The organism is Micromonospora sp. U56 (assembly GCF_018070095.1).
GTDB lineage: Bacteria > Actinomycetota > Actinomycetes > Mycobacteriales > Micromonosporaceae > Micromonospora > Micromonospora purpureochromogenes.
Genome location: NZ_JAGPYL010000099.1, coordinates 1 through 23387, shown reverse-complemented (window position 1 = coordinate 23387; position 23387 = coordinate 1). Strand labels below are relative to the sequence as shown.

The 23387-nt window shown below is 73.4% G+C and carries 16 protein-coding genes; 5 read left to right on the top strand and 11 right to left on the bottom strand.

From position 1 onward, the window contains the following. Positions 1-62: 62 nt before the first annotated feature. Both prfA and rpmE read right to left on the bottom strand, forming a co-directional pair. Positions 63-1151 carry a peptide chain release factor 1 gene (gene prfA / locus KBX37_RS26050; RefSeq protein ID WP_210778528.1) on the bottom strand — a complete coding sequence of 363 codons (1089 nt, stop codon included), beginning with the start codon at positions 1149-1151 and terminating at the stop codon, positions 63-65. A 100-nt stretch (positions 1152-1251) separates the two neighbouring features. Further along, the gene (rpmE, locus tag KBX37_RS26045; RefSeq protein ID WP_088960558.1) at positions 1252-1476 is read right to left on the bottom strand and encodes a 50S ribosomal protein L31; all 225 of its coding nucleotides are present in this window, start codon (positions 1474-1476) and stop codon (positions 1252-1254) included. Positions 1477-1750: 274 nt separating this feature from the next. Here rpmE and KBX37_RS26040 point away from each other — a divergent pair, with 274 nt between their 5' ends. Continuing rightward, the gene (locus KBX37_RS26040; RefSeq protein ID WP_210778527.1) at positions 1751-2647 is read left to right on the top strand and encodes an AAA family ATPase; all 897 of its coding nucleotides are present in this window, start codon (positions 1751-1753) and stop codon (positions 2645-2647) included. Positions 2648-2798: 151 nt separating this feature from the next. Here KBX37_RS26040 and KBX37_RS26035 read toward each other — a convergent pair whose 3' ends face one another. The 3 genes from KBX37_RS26035 to thrB form a co-directional block, all read right to left on the bottom strand. Then, positions 2799-6251, bottom strand: coding sequence for a phosphodiester glycosidase family protein (locus KBX37_RS26035; protein ID WP_210778526.1), 3453 nt, complete (start codon positions 6249-6251; stop codon positions 2799-2801). Between the two features lie 144 nt (positions 6252-6395). Then, positions 6396-8417 carry a transcription termination factor Rho gene (rho, locus tag KBX37_RS26030; RefSeq protein ID WP_210778525.1) on the bottom strand — a complete coding sequence of 674 codons (2022 nt, stop codon included), beginning with the start codon at positions 8415-8417 and terminating at the stop codon, positions 6396-6398. 297 nt (positions 8418-8714) lie between these two features. Further along, entirely contained in the window at positions 8715-9659 is a 945-nt protein-coding gene (gene thrB / locus KBX37_RS26025) for a homoserine kinase (RefSeq protein ID WP_210778524.1), read from the bottom strand. 104 nt (positions 9660-9763) lie between these two features. Between thrB and KBX37_RS26020 the strand changes: the two genes are divergently transcribed. After that, entirely contained in the window at positions 9764-10255 is a 492-nt protein-coding gene (locus KBX37_RS26020; protein ID WP_210778523.1) for a hypothetical protein, read from the top strand. Positions 10256-10277: 22 nt separating this feature from the next. Here the strand turns inward: KBX37_RS26020 and KBX37_RS26015 are convergent, their stop codons facing one another. From KBX37_RS26015 to argS, 6 genes are all read right to left on the bottom strand, one after another. Next, complete coding sequence (locus tag KBX37_RS26015) at positions 10278-11522, bottom strand: MFS transporter (RefSeq protein ID WP_210778522.1); 1245 nt, start codon at positions 11520-11522, stop codon at positions 10278-10280. A gap of 232 nt (positions 11523-11754) precedes the next feature. After that, positions 11755-15024, bottom strand: coding sequence for an efflux RND transporter permease subunit (locus tag KBX37_RS26010; protein ID WP_210778521.1), 3270 nt, complete (start codon positions 15022-15024; stop codon positions 11755-11757). Positions 15025-15221: 197 nt separating this feature from the next. Beyond that, positions 15222-16271: a threonine synthase gene (gene thrC, locus KBX37_RS26005; protein ID WP_210778520.1), complete on the bottom strand. Its 1050-nt coding sequence runs from the start codon at positions 16269-16271 to the stop codon at positions 15222-15224. A gap of 107 nt (positions 16272-16378) precedes the next feature. Further along, a complete protein-coding gene (locus KBX37_RS26000; protein ID WP_210778530.1) occupies positions 16379-17692 on the bottom strand; it encodes a homoserine dehydrogenase in 1314 nt (437 codons plus the stop codon). A gap of 8 nt (positions 17693-17700) precedes the next feature. Then, positions 17701-19083 (bottom strand): diaminopimelate decarboxylase, encoded by a 1383-nt coding sequence (gene lysA / locus KBX37_RS25995; RefSeq protein WP_210778519.1) that lies wholly within the window; start codon positions 19081-19083, stop codon positions 17701-17703. Positions 19084-19089: 6 nt separating this feature from the next. Further along, positions 19090-20754 carry an arginine--tRNA ligase gene (gene argS / locus KBX37_RS25990; RefSeq protein ID WP_210778518.1) on the bottom strand — a complete coding sequence of 555 codons (1665 nt, stop codon included), beginning with the start codon at positions 20752-20754 and terminating at the stop codon, positions 19090-19092. A 98-nt stretch (positions 20755-20852) separates the two neighbouring features. Between argS and KBX37_RS25985 the strand changes: the two genes are divergently transcribed. From KBX37_RS25985 to KBX37_RS25975, 3 genes are all read left to right on the top strand, one after another. Beyond that, positions 20853-21650 carry a DUF3105 domain-containing protein gene (locus KBX37_RS25985; protein WP_154942256.1) on the top strand — a complete coding sequence of 266 codons (798 nt, stop codon included), beginning with the start codon at positions 20853-20855 and terminating at the stop codon, positions 21648-21650. An 8-nt stretch (positions 21651-21658) separates the two neighbouring features. Further along, on the top strand, positions 21659-22327 hold the full coding sequence (locus KBX37_RS25980) for a DUF305 domain-containing protein (protein ID WP_210778517.1): 669 nt from the start codon (positions 21659-21661) through the stop codon (positions 22325-22327). A gap of 191 nt (positions 22328-22518) precedes the next feature. Then, positions 22519-23214, top strand: a complete 696-nt coding sequence (locus KBX37_RS25975) for a winged helix-turn-helix domain-containing protein (protein ID WP_210778529.1) — start codon at positions 22519-22521, stop codon at positions 23212-23214. Positions 23215-23387: the final 173 nt, after the last annotated feature.

The following is a 23387-nucleotide window of genomic DNA, read 5'->3' as shown; positions in this document are numbered from 1 at the left end:
GCCACGCTTTCTCTGAAAGTGCGTGGTGGATGGGCGGGTGGGGGCCCGGTGGGGAGGTCGGGTCAGCGGCGGGTCAGTTCGGGGTCGCCGGCGAGGCGGGCGGCGCGGTCGGCCTCGGTGAGGGCGTCCAGGACGCTGTCCAGGTCGCCGGCGAGCGCCAGGTCGAGGTTGTACGCCGTGTAGCCGATCCGGTGGTCGGTGATCCGGTTCTGCGGGAAGTTGTAGGTGCGGATCCGCTCCGAGCGGTCCACCGTGCGCACCTGCGCCTTGCGGGCGTCCGAGGCGGCGGCGTTGGCCTGCTCCTGGGCGACGGCGAGCAGCCGGGCCCGCAGGATGCGCATCGCCTGCTCCCGGTTCTGCAGCTGGGACTTCTCGTTCTGGCAGGAGACCACCACACCGGTCGGCAGGTGGGTGATCCGGACCGCCGAGTCGGTGGTGTTCACCGACTGGCCGCCCGGCCCGGACGAGCGGAACACGTCGATCCGCAGCTCGTTGGGGTCGATGGTGACGTCGACGTCCTCGGCCTCGGGCAGCACCAGCACGCCGGCGGCGCTGGTGTGGATGCGCCCCTGCGACTCGGTGACCGGCACGCGCTGCACCCGGTGCACGCCGCCCTCCCACTTCAGCCGCGACCAGACGCCGTTGCCGCCCTCCGGGACGCCCTTGGTCTTGATCGCCAGCGACACGTCCTTGACCCCGCCCAGGTCGGAGTCCTGCGCGTCGATCACCTCGGTGAGCCAGCCGTGCCGCTCGGCGTACCGGCTGTACATCCGCAGCAGGTCGCCGGCGAAGAGCGCGGACTCCTCGCCACCCTCGCCGGCCTTGATCTCGATGATCACGTCCTTGGCGTCGTGCGGGTCGCGCGGGATCAGCAGCTCGGCCAGGCGCTCCTCCAGTGCCGGCAGGCTCGCCGCGATCGACTCCGCCTCCGCGGCGAAGGACGGGTCTTCGGCGGCCAGCTCCCGGGCCGCGGCCAGGTCGGCGCGGGCCTGCTCCAGCTCACCGGCGGCCTTGTGCAGCGGGACCAGCTCGGCGTACCGGCGGCCCACCCGGCGGGCGGTGCCCTGGTCGGCGTGGATGGCCGGGTCGGCCAGCCGCTTCTCCAGCTCGGCGTACTCGTCGAGGAGGGAAGCCAGGCGCTCGCTGCTCATGCGGGGGATGCTCCTTCGACGGACGGACGGGCGTAACCGGGGGCGGAACGGACGAACGCCCGTGCCCGGCCGAAGCCGGACACGGGCGTCGTCGGTGGAGCTACTTGGCCTTCTTCGCCTGAACCTTGGCGTACTTCTGCTGGAACTTGGCGACCCGGCCGGCGGTGTCGAGGACGCGCTGCTTACCGGTGTAGAACGGGTGGCAGGCGCTGCAGGTCTCGACGTGGATCGAGCCGCCCTTGGCGGTGCTGCGGGTCGAGAAGGTGTTACCGCAGGAGCAGGAGACCTCGGTGGTCACGTACTCCGGGTGGATGTTGGGCTTCATGTCGCCTCGGTCCTTTCGTCGATGGTCGCCGGGTCGCCGCTGATCTCCCCGTCGCCTGGTGCGCGACGGACTCGGGCGTGAACCGGAACCGGTGGCCGATTGACCAGTGTGCCATGGGCGTGAGCCGACCCGGCAGGCGGGCCGCACGATCGGTCCGGCAGTGGAAACGCCCGCCTCCCTGCTCGCATTCCCGCCACCGGGGACCAGCATTCCCGCCCCCGGCGTACGGTGGGATCGTGCCCGATTCGTCCCTGACCGGAGTGGGCTGGGCAGGATGCCCCGACTGATCGCCACCCGCGGGTTGCCCGCCTCCGGCAAGACCAGTTTCGCCCGTACCCTGCAACCGGCCGTGGCCCGGGTGAACCGCGACGACCTGCGCCGGATGCTGCACGGTGAGCGGCTGTTCACCCAGCGGGCCGAGTACCAGGTGACGCTCGCCCAGCGGGCCCAGGTGGAGGCGCTGCTGCGGGCCGGGGTCAGCGTCTGCGTGGACGACACCAACCTGCGTTCGCGCACCCTGCGGGACTGGGCCGACCTGGCCGCCCGGTACGACGCGGACTTCGAGGTGCACGACTTCACCGACGTACCGCTGGACGAGTGCCTGCGCCGCGACGCCGTGCGGGCGGAGGCGGACCGGGTCGGCGAGCCGGCCATCCGTCGCCTGCACGAGCGCTACCTGGCCAACCGGCCGCTGCCGCTGCCGGTGCCGACGGCCCGCACCGGCCGGGCCGGCACGGTCGACGCGACCCCGGCCGGCCCGCCGGAGATCGTGCTGGTCGACATCGACGGCACGGTCGCGCTGAACGTCTCCCGCAGCCCGTACGACATGACCCGGGTGGGCGAGGACGAGCCCAACGAGGCGGTGATCGCGGCGGTCCGGGCGATGCACGCCGCCGGGTACGGGGTGATCTTCTGCTCCGGACGCGACGCCACCGCCCGCGACGCCACCGTGGCCTGGCTGGACCGGCACGTGCGGGTGCCGTACCTCGGTCTGCACCTGCGCGCGGTGGGCGACTCCCGCAAGGACGCCGTGGTGAAGCAGGAGATCTACGAGCGTGAGGTGCGCGACCGCTACCGGGTGGCCGGGGTCTTCGACGACCGGCAGCAGGTGGTGCGGATGTGGCGGTCGCTCGGGCTGACCGTCTTCCAGGTCGCCGAGGGCGACTTCTGAGCGCTCGGCGCACCGTCCTCGACCGGGCCGAGACGCGCCGCCGGTCGGCGCTCGCCGAGGAACCGACGACCGGGCCGGAGCGCACCGCCGGTCGGCCCCTCGCCGCAGGGGGCCGACCGGCGGGCGGAATGCCCGGCGTACGCCGGGCCGGTCAGGCGGCGGGTGCCTCCCCAGGTGCCTCCGCCGCCGTCAGCGCGACCGTCGCCTCGGCTCGGACGCCGTTCACGGTCACCGCGAGCAGCACCTGCGCGCCGGCCCGCAACGCGGCCAGCTGCCCGGTGGCCGGGTCGAAGCGGGCCACGTGCCAGGGCCGCACCCCGTCGGCATCTCCGATGTGGACGTTCGGCGAGGCGGACCAGTCGGCGCTGACCGGCGCCGCCACGGGGACGGTACGGCCGCCCGGCTGGGTCAGCGTCGCGGTCACCGTGGCCGGCGTCCCCACCGGCACGGCGGCCGGCGCGCTCACCGCGAGCCGGTCGGTGTGGGCGTGGAACTCCGCGGCGACCCAGCGCGGCCCCTCGACCAGCGGATCCCGGCGGGCCCGGTCGGCCTCGGCCGGGGTCACCGGGTCCACGCCGAACTCGGTCCAGCCGGTGAAGCCGCCGAGCTGCGGCGGCGTCGACGGGTTCTTGCCCGAGTTGCCGTTGATCACGTACGGCACGCCGTCCACCCGGTCGGCGTGGAAGGTGCCGACGTGCCCGCCGACGAACAGGGCGCCCTTGCCGGTGCGGTGCTGGAAGTCGGCCAGCCACTGCTCCAGCAGCGCCGCCTCCTTGCGGTCGCCGAGCTGGCTGGCCTTGGCGGGGCTCGGGTCGCGGGGCGGGTGGTGGTGCAGTACCACCACCGAGCCGACCGCCGGGTCGGCGGCGGCCGAGTCGAGCGCCTCGCGCAGCATCCGGACCTGGTCGAAGCCGCCGCCGCGCAGCGACCCGGTGGACGAGTTCAGCGTGACGAACCGGGTGCCCTCGTGGTCGAAGACCCGTTGGGTGTCGCCGAAGACGGCGCGGAAGTTGTCGATCGGCGCGCCCATGATCTCGTGGTTGCCCGGGACGTAGTACCAGGGCAGCTCGCCGCCCAGTTCCTCGTCCAGCAGCCGCTTCGCCAGCGCGAAGTCCGCCGGGTACGCGGTGTCCACGAAGTCGCCGTTGATCACCAGGAAGTCCGGCTTCGTCGCCTTCACCTCGCGCAGCGTACGGCGGGCCTGGGCGACCAGGTCGCTGTCCGGGTCGGCGGCGACGAACTGGGCGTCGGACATCACCGCGAAGCGCCAGGGCGCGCCGTCCACCGTGCCGTCGCGCAGCACCACCCGATCGGTACGGGGCGGCTCGGCCGGCGCGTCGAGGGTGGGCGGCACCTTCGCCACCAGGTCGTCGATGATGACCTCGCTGGTGTACTGCGCCGCCGGGTTGGTCTCCGCCACGTAGAACCGGCGGACCCGCACCGGGTACTGCACGCCGGGCGGCACCGCGAACTCGACGTACTTCCAGCCCTTCCAGGTGACCAGCGGGCCGCGCAGCACGTGCTGGGTGTCCTGCGCGTCGTGCAGGTGCAGGCTGGGCCACTCGCCGGTGCCGTTGCCGTGGATCCACATGCCGAACGCCTGCGGCTGGCCGGGCACCGTGATCCAGGCCGGCGGGTCGGCGTACGCGGCCCGGGTGCCGGTGGACCGGCTGAAGTCGTACGTCATCCGCAGGCCGGTGCCGGTGTGCCCCGGCGCCGGGGCGACCGCGCCGCTGGCCCGGGCCTGGCTGAACCTCCAGGAGGCCGCGTCGTCGAAGCCGGCCACCGGCACGTCGGTCAGCCCGACGGTCACCGGCAGCACCGTGGCGTGCCGGCCGACGTGGACGGTGACCAGGGCGGAGCCGCTGTCGCCGAGGGCCTTGACCGACAGGTTGCCGTCGGCGGTGGGGGTGACCGCCAGCAGCTTCGGGTCGTACTCCAGCTTCAGGTCGGCCGGCTCGATCGGCGCGGTGTTGCCCTCGGCGTCGTAGCCGACCACGCCGAACAGCCCGCTGTCGCCGGCCCGGTTCAGGCCGACCCGGTCCACGGTGGAGTCGACCCGGGCCAGCGGGCCGAGCACGGTCAGCTCGACCGTGCCCCGGGCATCGCCGCGCCAGGCGGTGACGGTGCTGCGGCCGGGTGCGCCGGCGCGGAAGAGCCCGTCGGCCACGGTGCCCTGCGCCGCCGGGTTCGCCCGCCACGTCGGCGCGCCCTCCGCCGGGCCGTACGTCTCGTCGTAGCCCGCGGCGGTCAGCCGGCGGGTCAGTCCGGGAAAGACCCGGTCGGGCCGGCCGCCCCGCACCGGCGCGACGCCCGGCGCGGCGGTCGGGTCGCTCGCGGTCTCCAGCCAGTACCCGGTGAGCCGTCCACTGCCCTCAGGGGCGTAGACCGCCAGCCCGTTGGGGACCGCGCGCTCGGTGCCGTCGGACGGGCTGTTCTCCACCTGTACGGCCGCCGCGCCGGGCTCCCGGGCGAGCAGGGTGGACGAGCCGCCCCCGTCCAGGTTGAGCGCGTGGTACGCGCCCAGCCCGGCCATCATCTCGCCCATCTCGGTCTGCGTGACGCCCCGGCTGTCCAGCTGGCGCCCGTCCGCGGTGAGCAGGATCATCCGCCGCCCGTCGGCGGAGAAGCCGACGGCGGTGCGCGGGGCCAGAGTCGGGTCGGCGATGGTCTGCACCGCCCCGTCGCGGACCAGGACGTTGCCGCCGCCCACGGCGGCGCGCAGGTCGCCGCCCTCGGACGGCTTCGGCTTCCAGGTCAGGTCGATCGGGTCGCCCGGGCGCAGGGCGGCCAGGGCGTCCGCGCCCGCGTCCCGGCCGAGCAGCACGGTGGTCCCGGCCGGAATCGGCCCCTCGCCCGCCGCGGCGCCGACGGTGGCGACCCGGCCGTCCCGGACCGCCACCTCGGTCACCCGGGCCGCGCCCTCCACCGCCCGCCGCCGGGGGTACGACCCCCAGAGCGCGGTGAACACGCCGACGCCGTTGGCCTGCACCATGTTGTTGAACTGGGTCAGGGTGACCGGGCCGGCCGGCAGCGTCGCGGTGCCGTCGAAGTGCACCTGGACCACCCGACCGAGGCCGTCGCCGGTGATCGCGGCCGCGTTGTGGTGGCCGGCGACCGGCGACTGGATCAGCTCGCCGGCGCGGATGCCGACGCCCTGCGCGGCACCGGAGTTGTTGATGTCGAAGAAGTCGCCGTTGACCGCGGCGACGGCCCGGGACCGGTCGACCGCGCCGCGCAGCGGCTCGGCCCGGGCCACCTCCCCGGAGTTGACGTAGTCGACCGTCAGCCCGCCGGTGAGGTCGGCGGTGAGCGCATCGGCGCGCAGCCAGCCGGCGGCGTCGTACCGGTCGAAGGAGGTGAGGTCGAGCCCGGGCGCGACCGGTCGGGTGGTCCGGGCGGTCTCCAGGCCGTCGGCCAGCGCGACGCCGGCCGGGGCGAGCGCCACCGCGGCGGCCGGGTACGACGAGGCGCGGGGCGCGTCCTCGGCGGCGGTGCCGGCGGCGGGCGGCGCGGCGGACGCCGGGACGGCCCCGGCGAGCGCGAGCAGCGGCGTCAACAGCAGGACGCCGGGAAGGCGGGCGGTTCGGCTGCGGGTACGCATGGACGACAGTCAACCCGGCGGTGCACAGAAGTTTCAATACCTGGGGACTGAATTGAAGGAAAATTCCAGAGTCCACCGGCCGGGGACACGACGAAGGGCACGGCCGGTGTGGCCGTGCCCTTCGCGGGTCTCACCCGGGTGAGGTCACTCCCCCGGCGTCGACTTGGCGATCTGCATCAGGAACTCGATGTTGGTGCGGGACTTCTTGAGCCGGTCCAGCAGGAGGTCCAGCGCCGCCTGCGAGTCCAGCGAGTGCAGCACCTTGCGGAGCTTGTGGATGATGGCCAGCTCCTCCGGCGAGAGCAGGATCTCCTCCTTGCGGGTGCTGGACGCACTGACGTCGACGGCCGGGAAGGTCCGCTTGTCGGCGATCTTCCGGTCCAGCTTCAGCTCCGCGTTACCGGTGCCCTTGAACTCCTCGAAGATGACCGTGTCCGCCATGGACCCGGTCTCCACCAGCGCGGTGGCGAGGATGGTCAGCGAGCCGCCGTTCTCGATGTTGCGGGCCGCGCCGAGGAAGCGCTTCGGCGGGTAGAGCGCGGTGGAGTCGATACCACCCGACATGATCCGGCCGCTGGCCGGCGCCGCCAGGTTGTACGACCGGCCGAGCCGGGTCACCGAGTCGAGCAGCACGACCACGTCGTGCCCCAGCTCGACCAGGCGCTTGGCCCGCTCGATCGCCAGCTCGGCCACCGTGGTGTGGTCCTGCGGCGGACGGTCGAACGTGGCCGCGATGACCTCGCCCTTGACCGTGCGCTGCATGTCGGTGACCTCTTCGGGCCGCTCGTCCACCAGCACCACCATCAGGTGGCACTCCGGGTTGTTGTGCGTGATGGCGTTCGCGATCGCCTGCAGCACCATGGTCTTACCGGCCTTCGGCGGCGACACGATCAGCGCCCGCTGCCCCTTGCCGATCGGCATGACCAGGTCGATCACCCGGGTGGTGAGGATGTGCGGCTCGGTCTCCAGCCGCAGCCGCTCCTGCGGGTACAGCGGAGTGAGCTTGTAGAACTCGGGACGACGCTTGGCCTCGTCCAGCTCCATGCCGTTGATGGTGTCCAGCCGGACCAGCGGGTTGTACTTGTCCCGCCGCTGCTCGCCGTCCCGCGCGGAGGCCCGCACCGCACCGGTGATCGCGTCACCGCGGCGCAGCCCGTACTTCTTGATCTGGGACATCGAGACGTAGACGTCGTTCGGGCCGGCCAGGTAGCCGGTGGTCCGGACGAAGGCGTAGTTGTCGAGGATGTCGACGATGCCGGCCACCGGGACGAGCACGTCGTCCTCGCTGACCTGCGGCTCGCGACCGCCCTCGCGGCCACCGTCGCCGCCCTCGGCCCGCTCGCCGCGGCCACGCCGACGGTCGCGGAACCGGCTGCGCCGGCCACGCCGGCCGCCGCCCTCGCCGTCCTCGTCGGTGTCGTTGTCACGCTGGGCCCGGTCGCCACCGCGGTCGTTGCGGTCGCCCCGGTCGGTGCGGTCACGCTCGGCCCGCTCACCGCGGTCGTTGCGCTCGCCGCGCTCGGCCCGGTCACCGCGCTCGACACGCTCGCCGCGCTCGGCCCGCTCACCGCGCTCGGCCCGGTCACCGCGCTCGACACGCTCGCCGCGCTCGGCCCGGTCACCGCGCTCGACACGCTCGCCGCGCTCGGCCCGCTCGCCGCGCTCGACACCGCGCTCGGCACGCTCGCCGGTCTCGGCCGGAGCAGCCTCCTCGGTCCGCGCCTCGGCGGCACGGCCCTCGGCGGGACGACCCTCGGCGGGACGACCCTCGGCGGCGGCCCGGCTGCGCCGGGTCCGGGTACGGCCCTCGGCCTCACCGGCGGCGGCCGGTGCGGCGGGAGCCTGCTCGGCAGCCCGCTCACCGGTCTCGCGAACCTCGGCGTGCACCTCTCCACGGGCGGGGGCGGCCGCGGCCGCGACCTCGACCCGCGGTCGAGGGGCGCCGGCGGCGCCGCCCTGCTGCCGCTCGGTGATCGCGCTGATCAGCTCGCCCTTGCGCATGCGCGCCGTCCCGGAGATGCCGAGCGACGCGGCCAGGCTCTGCAGCTCTGGCAGCAGCATCGCCGACAGGCCGGTGCCGCTGCGTCGACGACGGGCGGGGGCAGCGGTGGTGGCATCGCCAGCGACGTTGGAAACATCCGACGTCACGTCGGTGGTGTCGCTCAATGGATTCCTTCCCTCGATAGGCCGGGACTGCCCGGAGTCGACAAGCTCAGGTGGCCGGGCGGCCTCGGTGCACCCGCCTCGCATGGACACGTCGCGGGAGTCTGTGGCACAGCAGCTGGTCGGTTTCCCGACTCACCAGCATCGGTGAGCAGGTCTCGCCGTCTGCGGCGACCTCTGGAAACTGCGGTGCGGCGTGGGCCTTGGCAGGGGTGACGGGCTTACCGCCGAGAGCTTCGGGGGTGCGCCGACCCGCAGGGAGATCGCATGCTTCGCGGCTGTGCTAAGTCTAGAGCGTAATCAACTCTTCCGACCTGCGGCAACAGGGTCCCGCTCGGCGTGTCCCAGTCTACCCCGCGCGACCGTTGCGCCGCGCACCTCTACCGACAACCGCCAGACCTGCCAGTCTGTTCCCGCCTGGAAGCCGCTCGGCGGCTCGCCCAGCGCCAGCACCGTCGGCCCCGCCCCACTGACCACAGCCGCCACAGCCGCCGCACGCAACGCGTTGACCAGGGCGGCCGTCCCCGGCATCCCGGGCGCGCGATAGTCCTGGTGCAGCCGATCGACGGTCGCCGGCAGCAGCAACGCCGGCTCGGCGGTCAGGGCGTGCACCAGCAGCGCCGCCCGACCGGCATTCTGCGCGGCGTCGGCGTGCGGAACGGTCACCGGCAGCGCCGCCCGGGCGGTCGCGGTCAGCCCGCGCTCGGCCGGGACGAAGACGGTGGGCCGGATCCCCCCGGCGACGGGCAGCGACACCGCCCGCGCGCCGCCGGGCTCCGTCCAGGCCACGGTGAAGCCGCCCAGCAGGCAGGGGGCCACGTTGTCCGGATGGCCCTCGATCTCGGCGGTCAGCCGGAGCACCGCGTCGTCGTCGAGTCGCTCCGGCCCGTCGGTGACCAGCGCGCGGGCCAGCAGCACCCCGGCCACGATCGCCGCCGACGAGGAGCCCAGTCCACGGGCCTGCGGGATCCGGTTGACGCACTCCAGCGCCAGCCCCGGCGGCTGACCGCCGAGCACGTCGAAGGTGGCGCGCATGGCGCGGGCCACCAGGTGCCGGTCGTCCGCCGGCAGCTCACCGGCGCCCTCGCCGGTCACCGACACCCGTACGCCGCCCGAGGTCACCTCGGCCGCCACGTCGTCGTGCAGCCCGAGGGCGAGGCCCAGCGCGTCGAAGCCCGGGCCCAGGTTGGCGCTGGTGGCGGGGACCCGGACGCGGACCGGCCCGGAGGCGAAAGTCAACGGCACCGGCTCATGCTAGGGCCCGGGACCGACGTGGCGGGGTTCCGCCCGGAGCGTGGGAACTGATCTTTCCGCTAGCCTGGCCCGACCCACGGTCAGACGGAGGCGGCATGGAACTCTTCGGTTTCTCGATCCTGCAAATCGCCGGGGAACTGCCCACCCTGGCCGTGCTGGTGACCGGCCTGGTGCTGGCCGTGGCGCGCCGCGGCCGGCTGCCCCGCCGGGCCCGGGCGCTGATGATCTCGGGCATTGCGGTGCTGCTGGCGGTCAGCCTGCTCAGTCTGACCTTGAACCTTGTCCTGCCGCACCTGCTCGATGTCGGCTGGGCCGGTGGCGGCGGGTACCGCCAGTTACGGCTGTTCAGCCTCGCCGTCGGTGTGCTGTGGGCGATCGGATATCCGGTCGGGCTCGGCCTGCTCGTCGCCGCGGCGTTCGCCGGCCGGCCGGTCGCCGCGCCCGCCGTCGACTGGGCGGGCTGGACGCCGCCGGCCGGGGACGACGCGGACCACCCCGACCCCGCCCCGCAGTCGCCGGCTCCGCCCGCCACCCAGTGGGGCGGCTCCGACCTGCCCGCGCCCCCGGCCACGCCCGACCGGACCTGATCCGCCGAACGCCCGCCGGCGGTCAGGGGGCGGACGCGGGCGCCGCCTCCGTGGCCGGGTCGGACAGCGAGAGGCGACGGGTGGCGATCCGCCAGCCCACCGCGTAGACCAGCGTCACCAGGCCGCAGCCGGCGAGCACCACCCGCTCGTCGACCAGGTCCACCACCGAGGCCACCACCAGCTGGCTGACCGAGATGGCCAGCGTCGCCAGCATCATGTCGGTGGCGAAGACCCGACCGCGCAGCCGGTCCGGCACCTCGCCCTGGAGGGCGAAGTTCGACAGCACCCAGTTGCTGCCACCGCCGAAGTGGGCCACGAAGACCAGGACCAGCACCAGCGGGAACCAGCCGACCACCGAGGCGCCCAGGTAGGCCAGGCCGTACAGGGACATCGACGCGGCCAGGCCGGGCAGCAGCCAGGCCCGGTTGGTGAGCACCCGGCGCATCAGGATCGGCCCGACCAGCGCCCCCGCGCCCCGGAACGCGAAGAGCAGGCCGGCGCCGACCGGGCCGACGGCGTACACGCCGGCGAGCAGCGGGAAGACGGTCAGCACGCCGTTGCCCAGCCCGACCGCCGACTTGACCGTGACCAGCGCCAGCACCCGCGGCCGGTGCCCGATGTAGCCCAGCGCCTCCCGGATCGCCGCCCAGGTGCGCGGGGTCGGCAGGTCGGCGTCCCGGGGGGCCTGCAGGGGCCGGCGGATCCGCGCGGCCAGGCCCGCGGCCAGCGCCAGGCCGACCGCCGCCACCCAGAAGCAGGCGTACGGCCCGGCCGCCGCGCTCAGCACGCCGCCGAGCGAGGCGCCGACCACGGTCATCGTGCCCCAGGCGGAGCCGGCGATTGCGTTGCCGGCGGCCAGTTCGTCCGGGTCGAGCACGTTGGGCAGGGCGGCCTGCGCGGCCGGCGAGTAGAACGCCTTCGCCACCGCCACCGCGGCGATCGCCAGCATGGCCAGCCAGGCGGTACCGGCGCTGCGCACGCCGAGCAGGAGCAGCACCCCGAGCAGGGCGGCGACGTTCGCCACCATCATGATCTTTTTGCGGTCGAACCGGTCGGCGATGGTTCCCGTGTACGGCAGCAGCAGCGCGACCACCCCGGTGTCCAGGGCGAGCACCAGCGCGCCCCAGACGCCGCTGCCGGTCAGCTTCGGCAGGAGCACCAGCAGCGGCACCATGACGAACCAGTCGGCGCCGAAGACCACCAGCTCGGCCAGGAAGAGGTTGCGGAAGTTCCGGTTGCGGGTGAGGACCGAGAAGGTGGACGACACGTGCCCGAACCTTACCCGGCCGCTTACACCGCGGCGGTGCGTCGCACCAGCTGGGAGACGGTGACGAAGGTGTCGCCCGTGTGGTCGTCCGAAGTAGATGATCGACAACCGACGGTACGGGGCCGCCGCAACGCCGGCGCAGGACCGACGGTCACGGCCGGCTGTCGGGAGGTTGGACAGCACAGCGCCCCCGGCCGGTGGTACGGGCCGGGGGCGCTGTGCGTGGGTCGGACTACTCCTCGGTCGGCGGCAGCGGCGAGCGCCGGCTCTTCGGCAGCCGCAGCACCTCGAACTGGTCCGTGCCGTCCAGCAGCGCGGCCGAGGGCACCGGCCGGGCCGGCGACCCGGCGGCCGGCGTACCGGTGGCGGCGACCCCGGCCGGGACCGGCACGTCGCCCTCGTCCCCGGCGGCGGCCGGCGCGGCCGGCTCGACCGGGGCCGGGCCGCCGGCCCGCCGGGCCCGGCGGGCCCGCAGCGACTCCTTGGTGCGCTCCACCATGGTGTAGAGCGTCGGCACCAGCACCAGGGTCAGCAGCGTCGAGGTGAGCAGACCGCCGATCACCACCACGGCCAGCGGCTGGGAGATGAAGCCACCCTCGCCGGTCAGCCCGAGTGCCATCGGCAGCAGCGCGAAGATGGTGGCGACCGCGGTCATCAGGATCGGACGCAGCCGCCGCCGGCCGCCCTCGACCACCGCCTCGGTCACGCCCATCCCCTGCGCCCGGTACTGGTTCACCAGGTCCAGCAGCACGATCGCGTTGGTCACCACGATGCCGACCAGCATGAGCACGCCGATCAGCGCCGGCACGCCCAGCGGGGTGCCGGTGACCAGCAGCAGGCCGATCGCGCCGGTCGCGGCGAACGGGATCGAGATCAGCAGGATCAGCGCCTGGGTGATGCTGCGGAAGGTCGCCACCATGATCAGGAAGACGATCGCGATCGCGGCCAGCACCGCCAGGCCCAGGTCGCCGAAGGCGTCCTCCTGCTCGGCGCTCGCGCCACCGACGGTCACCGTCGCGCCGGGCACGTCGATGTCGGCGATCCGCTTCCGCAGCTCCTGGGTGATCGCTCCCAGGTTGGAGCCGGTGGCGGTGCCGGTGACGGACACGCTGCGCTCGCCGTCGATCCGGGTGACCTGCTGCGGTCCCTCGCCCTGGGTGACGTCCGCGATGTCGTCCAGCTTGACCGGACCGACCGGCAGGGCGCGCAGCTGCTCCACGGTCGTCGGCGGGGTGGCCGAGGTCCGCAGCACCACGTCCTGCTGACCGCCGTCCAGCGTCACCCGTCCCAGCGGGGCACCCCGGTACGCCTGCGACACCAGCTGTCCGACCGCCGCCTCGCTCAGCCCGACCCGGGCCGCGGCGAGCCGGTCGACGCTGACGTCGACGCGGGGCACCCGCGTCGCCAGGCTGGTCGAGACGTCCTCGACGTCCGGCGTGCCGGCCATCGCCGCGCGAGCCTCCTCGGCGGCCCTGGCCAGCGTCTCCTGGTCGGCGGCCTGGACGACCAGCTCCAGCTGGTCACCCTGGCCCTGGCCGAAGGTGAGCTCGCCGCCCTCGGCACCGAGGGCGTCGAACTTCTCCCGCAGGATCTCCTTCATCTCCTTGGCGTCGGTGTCGCCGTCGAGCGCCACCGACCAGCGGGCGGTGTTGTTGCCCCCGCCGGCCAGCCACGGCTGGTCGCTGCCGCCCGCGGTGACCTGGTACGTCTCGACGCCGTCGGTCCGGCCGAGCACCTCCTCGACCCGACGAGCGGCCTGGTCGGTGGCGGCCAGGCCGGCGCCCGCCGGCAGCTCCTGGGTGATGTTCAAGGTGTCCTGGCCGGAGTCGTCCAGGAAGTTGGTCTCCAGCTTCTGAGCGAGGCCGAACGTGCCGAGCAGCACCAGCAGCCCCACCGCGACGGTGATCCAGCGGGTCCGGCGGGTGCGGGTGGCGAACCCGATCGTCGGCAGGTACGCCCGCTGCAACGGGCTGCGCAGCTCCTTCTCCTCGGCGGCCCGACGCACCTCGGCGTCGTCCGCCCCGGCCCGGCGCGGCGTGAGGAACCAGTACGCGAGCACCGGAATCACGGTCAGCGAGACCAGCAGCGAGGCGAGCAGGGCCACCGTCACGGTGATCGCGAACGGCGCGAAGAGCTGCCCGACGAAGCCGCCCACCAGCGCGATCGGGGCGAACACCGCCACCGTGGTGAGGGTCGACGCGGTCACCGCGCCGGCCACCTCGCGGACCGCGGTGACGATCGCGTCCCGCTTGGGTTCGCCGTACTCCAGGTGGCGTTTGATGTTCTCCAGCACCACGATCGAGTCGTCGACCACCCGGCCCACGGCGATGGTGAGCGCGCCGAGGGTGAGCAGGTTGAGCGAGTAGTCGCCGACCCAGAGCGCGAGCAGTGCCACCACCACCGACAGCGGGATGGAGACCGCGGTGACCAGGGTGGAACGCACCGACAGCAGGAAGACCAGGATCACCACCACGGCCATGAGCAGGCCGAGCAGGCCCTCGGTGGTCAGGCTCTCGATGGACTTCTCGACGAACGGCGCCTGGTCGAAGACGACGGTCAGCTCGGCGCCGGAGGTGGAGCGCAGGGCGTCGAGCCGGTCCCGGATCTCGTGCGAGATGCGCACGGCGTTGCCGTCCGGGGCGGCGATCACCTGGACGCCGAGGCTCTCGATGCCGTTGGTGCGGGTGATCGCGGTGGCCGGGGCGAGCTGCTGCTGCACGGCGGCCATGTCACCGAGGCGGACCGGCGGCGCCTTGGGCACGCTCGGGGTGAGCACGATGCCGCGCAGGTCGTCCAGGGTGGTGATCGGGGCGCCGACCTGCACCGGGAGCGCCCGGGTGCCGTCGGTGACCGCGCCGGCCGGCACGGAGATGCCGTTGGTCTTCAGCGCCGTCGGAATGGCGGTCGGGGCCAGCTTCGCGGCGGCGAACTTCGCCGGGTCCGGCGTGATCGTCACGACCTGGTCGCGGGCGCCGGTCACCTCGACGGTACGGACGCCGTCGATCCCCTCCAGCTCGGGTACGACGGTGCTGCGCAGCTTCTCCGCCAGCGCCCGCTCGTCGCCGCCGCCGCTGGCGGCGAGCACCACCGCGGGCAGGTCGTCGGTGCTCCCGGTGAGGACCTGCGGGTCCACCGCCGCGGGGAGCTGCGCGTCGATCCGGCCCAGCGCGGTCTGCATCTTGTTGGCCGCGTCGTCGACGTCGGTGCCGAACTCGAACTGCACCGAGACGGTCGCCGAACCCTCCCGCGAGGTGGAGGTGACCTTCTCCAGCCCGGGCAGGCCCTGGAGGCTGTTCTCGATCGGCTCGGTGACCTGGGACTCGACGATCTCCGGCCCGGCGCCGGGGTAGACCGCGACGACGAACGCGCCGGGGAACTCCAGCGACGGCAGCAGCTGCTGCTTGAGCGAGGGGACGGCGAACGCCCCGAACGCCGCGGTCACCACCGCGATCAGGGCGACCAGTCCCCGGTTGGCGAGGCTGGATCTGGCGAGCAGCGACATCGGCGGACTCACTCCTGCAGGAGGTCGACGGGGTGAGCAGAGTGTGCCCGATTCACTTTCCCCCACCCCCACCGGCCCACCGCCGCCCCCACCCACCGGCACCCCGCTCGTCGATCAGGAAGTTACCGGCCGAGGAATGCGCGTTCCAGGCCGCTGACCTCATGATCAACGCTCGACCCCGTCGGGGCGACGGGGGGTTAGGCGAGGTCGAGGGAGCGGGCGGCGGCGAGGGCGTCGTTGGCGATGGTGACCGGGGCGGGGGCGGTGGAGATGGCCCACTCCGGGTCCTTGAGGCCGTGGCCGGTGACCGTGCAGACGACCGTGGAACCGGGCGGGACCCGGCCCGCCGCGGCCTGCTGGAGCAGGCCGGCCACGCTGGCCGCGCTGCCCAACTCGACGAAGACGCCCACCTCCCGGGCGAGCAGCCGGTACGCCGACAGGATCTCCCGGTCGGTGACCGCCGCGATCAGGCCCTGCGAGGCGTCCCGGGCGTCGACCGCCTTCGTCCAGCTCGCCGGGTTGCCGATCCGGATGGCGGTGGCGATCGTGGACGGCTCGTGCACCACCTGGCCGGTCACGATCGGCGCGGCGCCGGCGGCCTGGAAGCCGTACATCTTCGGGGCCCGGGTGGCGTTGCCGGCGGCCAGGTCCTCGCCGTAGCCCATCCAGTACGCGGAGATGTTGCCGGCGTTGCCGACCGGCAGGCAGTGGATGTCGGGGGCGTCGCCGAGCGCCTCGACGATCTCGAAGGCGGCGGTCTTCTGGCCGTGCAGCCGGTCCGGGTTGACCGAGTTGACCAGCGCCACCGGGAAGTCCTGGGCGAGCTTCGCGGCCAGCGACAGGCAGTCGTCGAAGTTGCCCTGGACCTGGAGCAGCTTCGCCCCGTGCACCAGCGCCTGGGCCAGCTTGCCCAGCGCGATCTTGCCCTGCGGCACCAGCACCGCGCAGGTGATCCCGGCCCGGGCCGCGTACGCCGCGGCGGAGGCGCTGGTGTTGCCGGTGGAGGCGCAGATGATCACCTTGTCACCCGCCTCGACCGCCTTGGACACCGCGACGGTCATGCCGCGGTCCTTGAACGAGCCGGTCGGGTTGGCCCCCTCGACCTTCAGGTGCACGTCACAGCCGAGCCGGGCGGAGAGCACCGGCGCGGGCAGCAGCGGCGTGTTCCCCTCGTGCAGGGTGACGACGGGGGTGGCGTCGGTGACCGGCAGTCGGTCCCGGTACGTCTCGATCAGACCGCGCCACATGTCGCTCTCCTCGCCTCGCCCCGTCCCAATCGGGGGTGTCTCAAGCCTGGACCAACCGACCGGGGCGGCGACCGGCGCACCCGCCGCCACCCACCAGACGGGACGCCCTACTGCCCGCCCTCCACCCGCAGCACGCTGGTCACCGATCCGACGATGTCCAGCCCGCGCAGCTCTCGTACGGTCGCGGCGAGCGCCGCGTCCGGCGCGACGTGGGTGACGATGACCAGCTCGGCGTCGGAGCCCCGACCGGCCGGCCCGCCGCCCGCCGGGCCCTGCCGCACGGTGGCGATGGAGACCTCGTGCCGGGCGAACACCCCGGCCACCGCCTCCAGCACACCCGGACGGTCGGCCACGTCGAGGCTGATGTGGTAGCGGGTCAGCGCCTCCCCCATCGGCCGCACCGCCAGGTCGGCGTACGCGGACTCGCTGGCCGCCCGCGCCCCGGCGAGCCGGTTGCGGGCCACCGCCACCACGTCGCCGAGGACGGCGCTGGCCGTCGGCGCGCCACCGGCGCCCCGGCCGTAGAACATCAGCTGCCCGGCCGCCTCGGCCTCGACGAAGACCGCGTTGAACGCGTCGCCGACGCTGGCCAGCGGGTGGGTCAGCGGGATCATCGCCGGGTGCACCCGCACGCTGACCGTCTCCCGGCCCGCGGCGTCGGCGCCCCGGGCCGCGATGCAGAGCAGCTTGATCGTGCAGCCCATCGCCCGGGCGCTGGCCACGTCCGCGGCGGTCACCTCGGTGATCCCCTCGCGGTGCACGTCGGCGGCGGTGACCCGGGTGTGGAACGCCAGCGAGGCGAGGATGGCGGCCTTGGCGGCGGCGTCGAAGCCCTCCACGTCGGCGGTCGGGTCCGCCTCGGCGTACCCGAGCTCGGTGGCCTCCTCCAGCGCCTCGGCGAAGCCGGCGCCGGTGGCGTCCATCGCGGAGAGGATGAAGTTGGTGGTGCCGTTGACGATGCCGGTGACCCGGTTGATCCGGTCCCCGTGCAGCGAGTCGCGCAGCGGGCGCAGCAGCGGGATCGCCCCCGCCACCGAGGCCTCGTAGTAGAGGTCGGCGCCGCCCTCGGCCGCCGCGTCGTGCAGGGCCGCGCCGTCCTCGGCGAGCAGCGCCTTGTTGGCGGTGACCACGCTCTTGCCGGCCCGCAGCGCCTCGACCAGCCAGCCGCGCGCCGGCTCGATACCGCCGACCACCTCGACCACCACGTCGATGTCGTCGCGCTTGATCAGCCCGAGCGGGTCGGTGGTGAACAGCGCCGGGTCGACCGGCAGGTCACCGCGGTCGCGCCCGACCCGGCGTACGGCGATGCCGGCGATCTCCAGCGGGGCGCCGATCCGGGCGGCGAGGTCGGCCGACTGCTCGTGCAGCAACCGGACCACCTCGCTGCCCACGGTCCCGCAGCCGAGCAGCGCCAAACGCACAGGTGACGTCATCCAACATCCAATGCCAACAGGTCCTCTTCGGTCTCCCGCCGGACGATCAGCCGGGCCCGGCCGTCCCGCACCGCGACCACCGGCGGGCGGGGCACGTGGTTGTAGTTGCTGGCCATGCTGCGGCAGTACGCACCCGTGCCGGGCACCGCGACAAGATCTCCGGGCTGCACGTCGGCGGGCAGGAATTCATCCTTCACCACGATGTCCCCGGACTCACAGTGCTTTCCCACCACGCGGGCGAGCATCGGCTCGGCCACCGACGCCCGGTTCGCCATCGTGGCCGAGTACGAGGCGTCGTAGAGCGCGGTGCGGATGTTGTCGCTCATCCCGCCGTCGACGCTGACGTAGGTGCGGATCCCGTCCACGTCCTTGACCGTGCCCACCTCGTAGAGGGTGAACACGGCCGGGCCGACGATCGCCCGCCCGGGCTCGATGGACAGGTGCGGCACGGCCAGTCGCTCGGCGGCGCACTCGCCGTCGACGATCTTGCGCAGCCGCTTGGCCAGTTCCTGCGGCGAGGCCGGGTCGTCCTGGGTGGTGTACGCGATGCCGAAGCCGCCGCCGAGGTCCAGCTCGGGCAGCTCCACCCCGCGGGCGTCGCGGATCTGTGCCTGCAGGGCGAGCACCCGGCGGGCGGAGACCTCGAAGCCGCTGGCGTCGAAGATCTGGGACCCGATGTGCGAGTGCAGGCCACGCAGGTCGAGCACGCCCTCGTCGAGCACCTTGAAGGCGGCCGCCGCGGCCGCCCCGCCGGCGAGCGAGAAGCCGAACTTCTGGTCCTCGTGCGCGGTGGCGATGAACTCGTGGGTGTGCGCCTCGACGCCGACGGTGACCCGGATCAGCACGCCGGGGCGTACCCCGCGCTCGCGGGCCAGCGCGGTGAGCCGGTCGATCTCGGTGAACGAGTCGAGGATGATCCGGCCCACCCCGGCGTCCAGCGCCCGGGTCAGCTCGGCCACGGACTTGTTGTTGCCGTGGAAGCCGATCCGCTCCGGCGGCATCCCGGCCGACAGCGCGGTGGCCAGCTCGCCGCCGGTGCAGACGTCGAGGTGCAGGCCCTCCTCGGCGATCATGCGGACCACGGCCCGGCAGAGGAACGCCTTGCCCGCGTAGTAGACGTCGACGTCCTGGAAGGCGGCGCGGAAGTCGCGGCAGCGCGAGCGCAGGTCGTCCTCGTCGAGGACGTACAGCGGGGTGCCGTACTCGGCGGCGATGTCGTGGATGCCCAGGCCGGCGACGGCGAGCGCGCCGTCGTCGGCGCGCGTCACGTTACGCGGCCACAGCTGCGGCACCAGGGCGTTGACGTCGGCCGGGGTACGCAGCCACGCCGGCCGGCTGCCGATGTCGCCGTGCAGGGCACCGGCCTCATGCGCGCGCACGAATGCTCACATCCTCTCCGGAGCGGTGACGCCGAGCAGGTGCAGGCCGTTGGCGATGACCACCCGCGTCGCGTCGTTGAGCCAGAGCCGGGCCCGGTGCAGGTCGGTGACCTCCTCGTCGCCGCGCGGCAGGATCCGGCAGTTGTCGTAGAACCGGTGGTACGCCCCGGCCAGCTCCTCCAGGTAGCGGGCCACCCGGTGCGGCCCCCGCAGCTCGGCGGCGGTGGCCACCACGGCCGGGAACTCGGCGAGCGCCTTGAGCAGTTCGTTCTCCTTCTCGTGTCCGAGCAGCTCGGCCCGGAAGCCGGCGGCGTCGCCGCGGGTCAGCCCGACCTCGGCGGCGTTGCGCCCGACGCTGGCCGTCCGGGCGGCGACGTACTGCACGTAGTAGACCGGGTTGTCACGGGTGGCCCGGGTCCACAGCTCGACGTCGATGTCGATCGGGGAGTCGCTGGAGTAGCGGGCCAGCGCGTACCGGGAGGCGTCGACGCCGATCGCGTCAACCATGTCCTCCAGGGTAACGACGGTGCCGGCCCGCTTGCTCATCCGCACCGGGGCGCCCTCGCGGACCAGGTTGACCAGCTGGCCGATGAGGATCTCCAGGTTGCGCTCCGGGTCGTCGCCGAAGCAGGCCGCCATCGCCTTCATGCGGCCGATGTAGCCGTGGTGGTCGGCGCCCAGCATGATCACGACCCGCTCGAAGCCGCGCTCGCGCTTGTCGAGGTAGTAGGCGCAGTCGGCGGCGAAGTACGTCCACTCGCCGTTGGACTTGCGCAGCACCCGGTCCTTGTCGTCGCCGAAGTCGGTGGTGCGCAGCCAGGTCGCGCCCTCGGATTCGTAGAGGTGCCCCTGCTCCCGCAGCCGGTTGAGCGCGTGGTCCAGCTCACCGCGGTCGTGCAGGTCCTTCTCGTTGAAGTAGGTGTCGAACTCCACCCCGAAGGCGCGCAGCGAGGACTTGATCTCGGCGAACATCAGCGCGACGCCCTCTACCCGGAAGACCTCCTGGGCGGCGGCGTCGTCCAGCTCCAGCACGTCCGGCCGGACGGCGCGGACCTGCTCGGCGATCTCGGCGATGTACGCGCCGCCGTACCCGTCCTCGGGGGCCGGCTCGCCCTTCGCGGCGGCGAGCAGCGACCGGGCGAACCGGTCGATCTGGGAGCCGGCGTCGTTGAAGTAGTACTCGGTGCCCACGTCGGCGCCGGTGGCGCGGAGCAGCCGGCTCAGCGCGTCACCGACGGCCGCCCAGCGGACGCCGCCGATGTGCACCGGGCCGGTGGGGTTGGCCGAGACGAACTCGAGGTTGATCTTCTGGCCGGCGAGGGCGTCGCTGCGGCCGTACTCCGCGCCGGCCTCGACGATCGACCGGGCGAGCTGGCCCGCGGCGGCGGCGTCGAGCCGGATGTTGAGGAAGCCGGGGCCGGCGATCTCCACGGACTTGACCCCCGGGGCGCGGCCGAGCTGGTCGGCCAGCGCGGCGGCCAGCTCCCGCGGTGGGACCCCCACCTTCTTGCTGAGCTGCAACGCCAGCGTCGAGGCGTAGTCGCCGTGCTCGGGATTGCGCGGTCGCTCCACCGCCGTCCGCTCCGGGAGCGCGGCAGGGTCCAGGCCCCGCTCGGTGAAGACGGCGTGGGCTGCGGAGAGGACGACCTCGGCGAGTTCTGCGGGAGTCACCGAACCATGTTATCGGGGGTAGACTCGGCACCCGCGGCGGCGACCAGGATGTGAACCGGCCCCGCGGCTCCCCTGACCGACCGACCTGACGAGGCACCATGAGCATCAGCACCCCGGGCGGCCCGGAGCGCCGTCCGACCGTGGTCAGCACCGGCAAGAAGCCGGCGGCTGGCCGGCCCGCGTCCGGCGCCAAGCCCGGGGCCGGCAAGTCGGCGGGCTCCCCCCGCCAGACCTCGGGTGGCAAGGGCCCCCGCAAGCCGGTCACGCCGGTCAAGGTGAGCCAGGGCCGGTCCTGGGGCCCGATCGCGCTCTTCGTGGCCGTCGGCGTGCTCGCCGCGGCGATCATCGGGTACGGCGCGTACGCGGCCTTCCAGGGCTCCAAGCCGTGGGAGAAGCGGGCCGCCGACATCGACGGCATCGTCGACTTCCGGAAGAAGGACGCCAAGCTCGTCCAGGGCGGCCAGCACCAGCAGGGCCCGATCAAGTACGACGTCAACCCGCCGGTCGCCGGCCCGCACAACGCAGCCTGGCAGAACTGCATGGGTGACGTCTACGACGCCCCGATCGCCAGCGAGCACGCGGTGCACAGCATGGAGCACGGCGCGGTCTGGATCACGTACCGCTCCGACCTGCCGGCCGACCAGGTGACGAAGCTCAAGACCAGGGTCCAGGGCAAGGAGAAGCTGATGCTCAGCCCGTTCGACGGGCTGGACAAGCCGATCTCGCTGCAGGCCTGGGGCTACCAGCTCAAGGTCGACAACGCCGACGACGGCCGGATCGACGACTTCATCAAGACCCTGCGCGTCAACGCCTCGGTCGAGGGCCCGAACGCCAACTGCGGCCAGGGCATCACGGCCACCGGCACCACCCCGCGCGACCCGCAGCCCACCCAGTAAGGACGACCATGACCGCTCCCGTGACGACGGACAGCGCACCCGACGAGGCCCCGGTCACCGACGACGGTGGCCGCCGGTCCGTGCGCCGCTACGGCGTCCTCGCGCTGACCGCCGCCGTCGTGGTCGGTCTCCTCCTCGGGTACGCCGGCGGCCTGCTGACGCCGAGCCTCACCCGACCGGGTGACAGCTCGGCCGAGGCGGGCTTCGCCCGGGACATGACCAGCCATCACGCCCAGGCGGTGGAGATGGGGCTGATCGCCTTCCAGAAGGGCAGCGACCCGGAGGTACGCCAGGTCGGGGGCGACATCGCCACCGGTCAGCAGGGCGAGATCGGCACCATGCAGACCTGGCTGCGGTCGTGGGGGCTGGACCCGACCGGCTCCGACCCGGCGATGGCCTGGATGCCGGACGGCCGGGACAGCCTCCGGGACGGGCTGATGCCCGGCATGGCGACGCCGCAGGAGATGGCGCAGCTGCGCGCGGCGCAGGGGCACGACCTCGACGTGCTCTTCCTGCGCATGATGATCAAGCACCACCTGGGTGGGATCCACATGATCCAGGGCATCCTCGACCACGGCGGGGACGACGACGTGCTCAAGGTCGCGCAGACCATGAAGAACACCCAGCAGACGGACCTGGTCAACCTCCAGAACGCCCTCAAGCGCCTGGGCGGCTGATCCCGACACCCGGCTTCATGGAGGCCCGCGTACCGCCCTTGGCGGACGCGGGCCTCCGTCCGTTCCGACCCGCACGGCTGTCCCTTTACACCCTCTTTGCGGCCTTTGGTCGGTCCGACCGATTGCGGTCGTTGGAGACTTTTCTCCCCACATATCGTGACCAGTTGCGATTCGGGCTCGTTGCGCAGGACGTGGGGGTTGCACTGAGAGACGCGCGGCGGTCGGTCACCAGCTGGTGCCGGCGCCACACCATCGGCGGTGACGGAGCGGTGGCAGCCGTCCGTCGCGGACACCGGCAGGGCGAGCCCGGAACGCTCAGCCGCGAACAGGAACTCGAACTGATCGACGCCCTGCGGGGAGTCCACCCCGACGAGTTCGGGCTGGACGAGGAGCTGTGGACGCGACAGAGCCTGACCACGCTGATCCAGCGCCAGTTCGACCTGGCGATGGACGCCGGCACCGTCGGGGCGTACCTGCGGGCCTGGGGGTTGGGTCCGCGGGAGCCGCGGGAGCGGGCCTGCGGGCTCTGCGTCGGCGCGGTCGAGCGCTGGGTACGCAGCGAGTACCCGGCGATCACCCGGGCCGCTCAGGAGCACTCCGCGGAGGTCTACTGGATCGGCCGGGTACGCCTGCGCGGCACCATGCCGGCCGCAGACGTGATCTCCGCGGTGTCGTCCCGGGGCCGGGTCCGGTTCATGGTGGCCACGCCCGGCGTGGACGCGCCGCTACCCCGCGACTTCGTGCTGCGGCTCAGCGGCGCCGAGGAGCGCACCGTGCACCTGATCGTGGACGGCTCGTGGCCCAAGAACGAGTGGCCCCGACGCCTCCCCCGCCGCATCGTCCTGCACCCCCTCCCCAGCTGCGGCCGCGCCCTCGCCGCCGCCTGACCCCCGCCCTTTCGCGTTGATCATGAAGTTGTTGTCGGCGGGCACGGGGCGGCGTCAAGTGGTGAGTGCAATCGTCAGGGCGCGATGAGTTGAGCCAGGCGCTGGGTTGGGGTTGCCCAGCTCAGCGTCTGGCGGGGGCGGGTGTTCAGTTCGTGGGCGACTTCGTCGAGGCC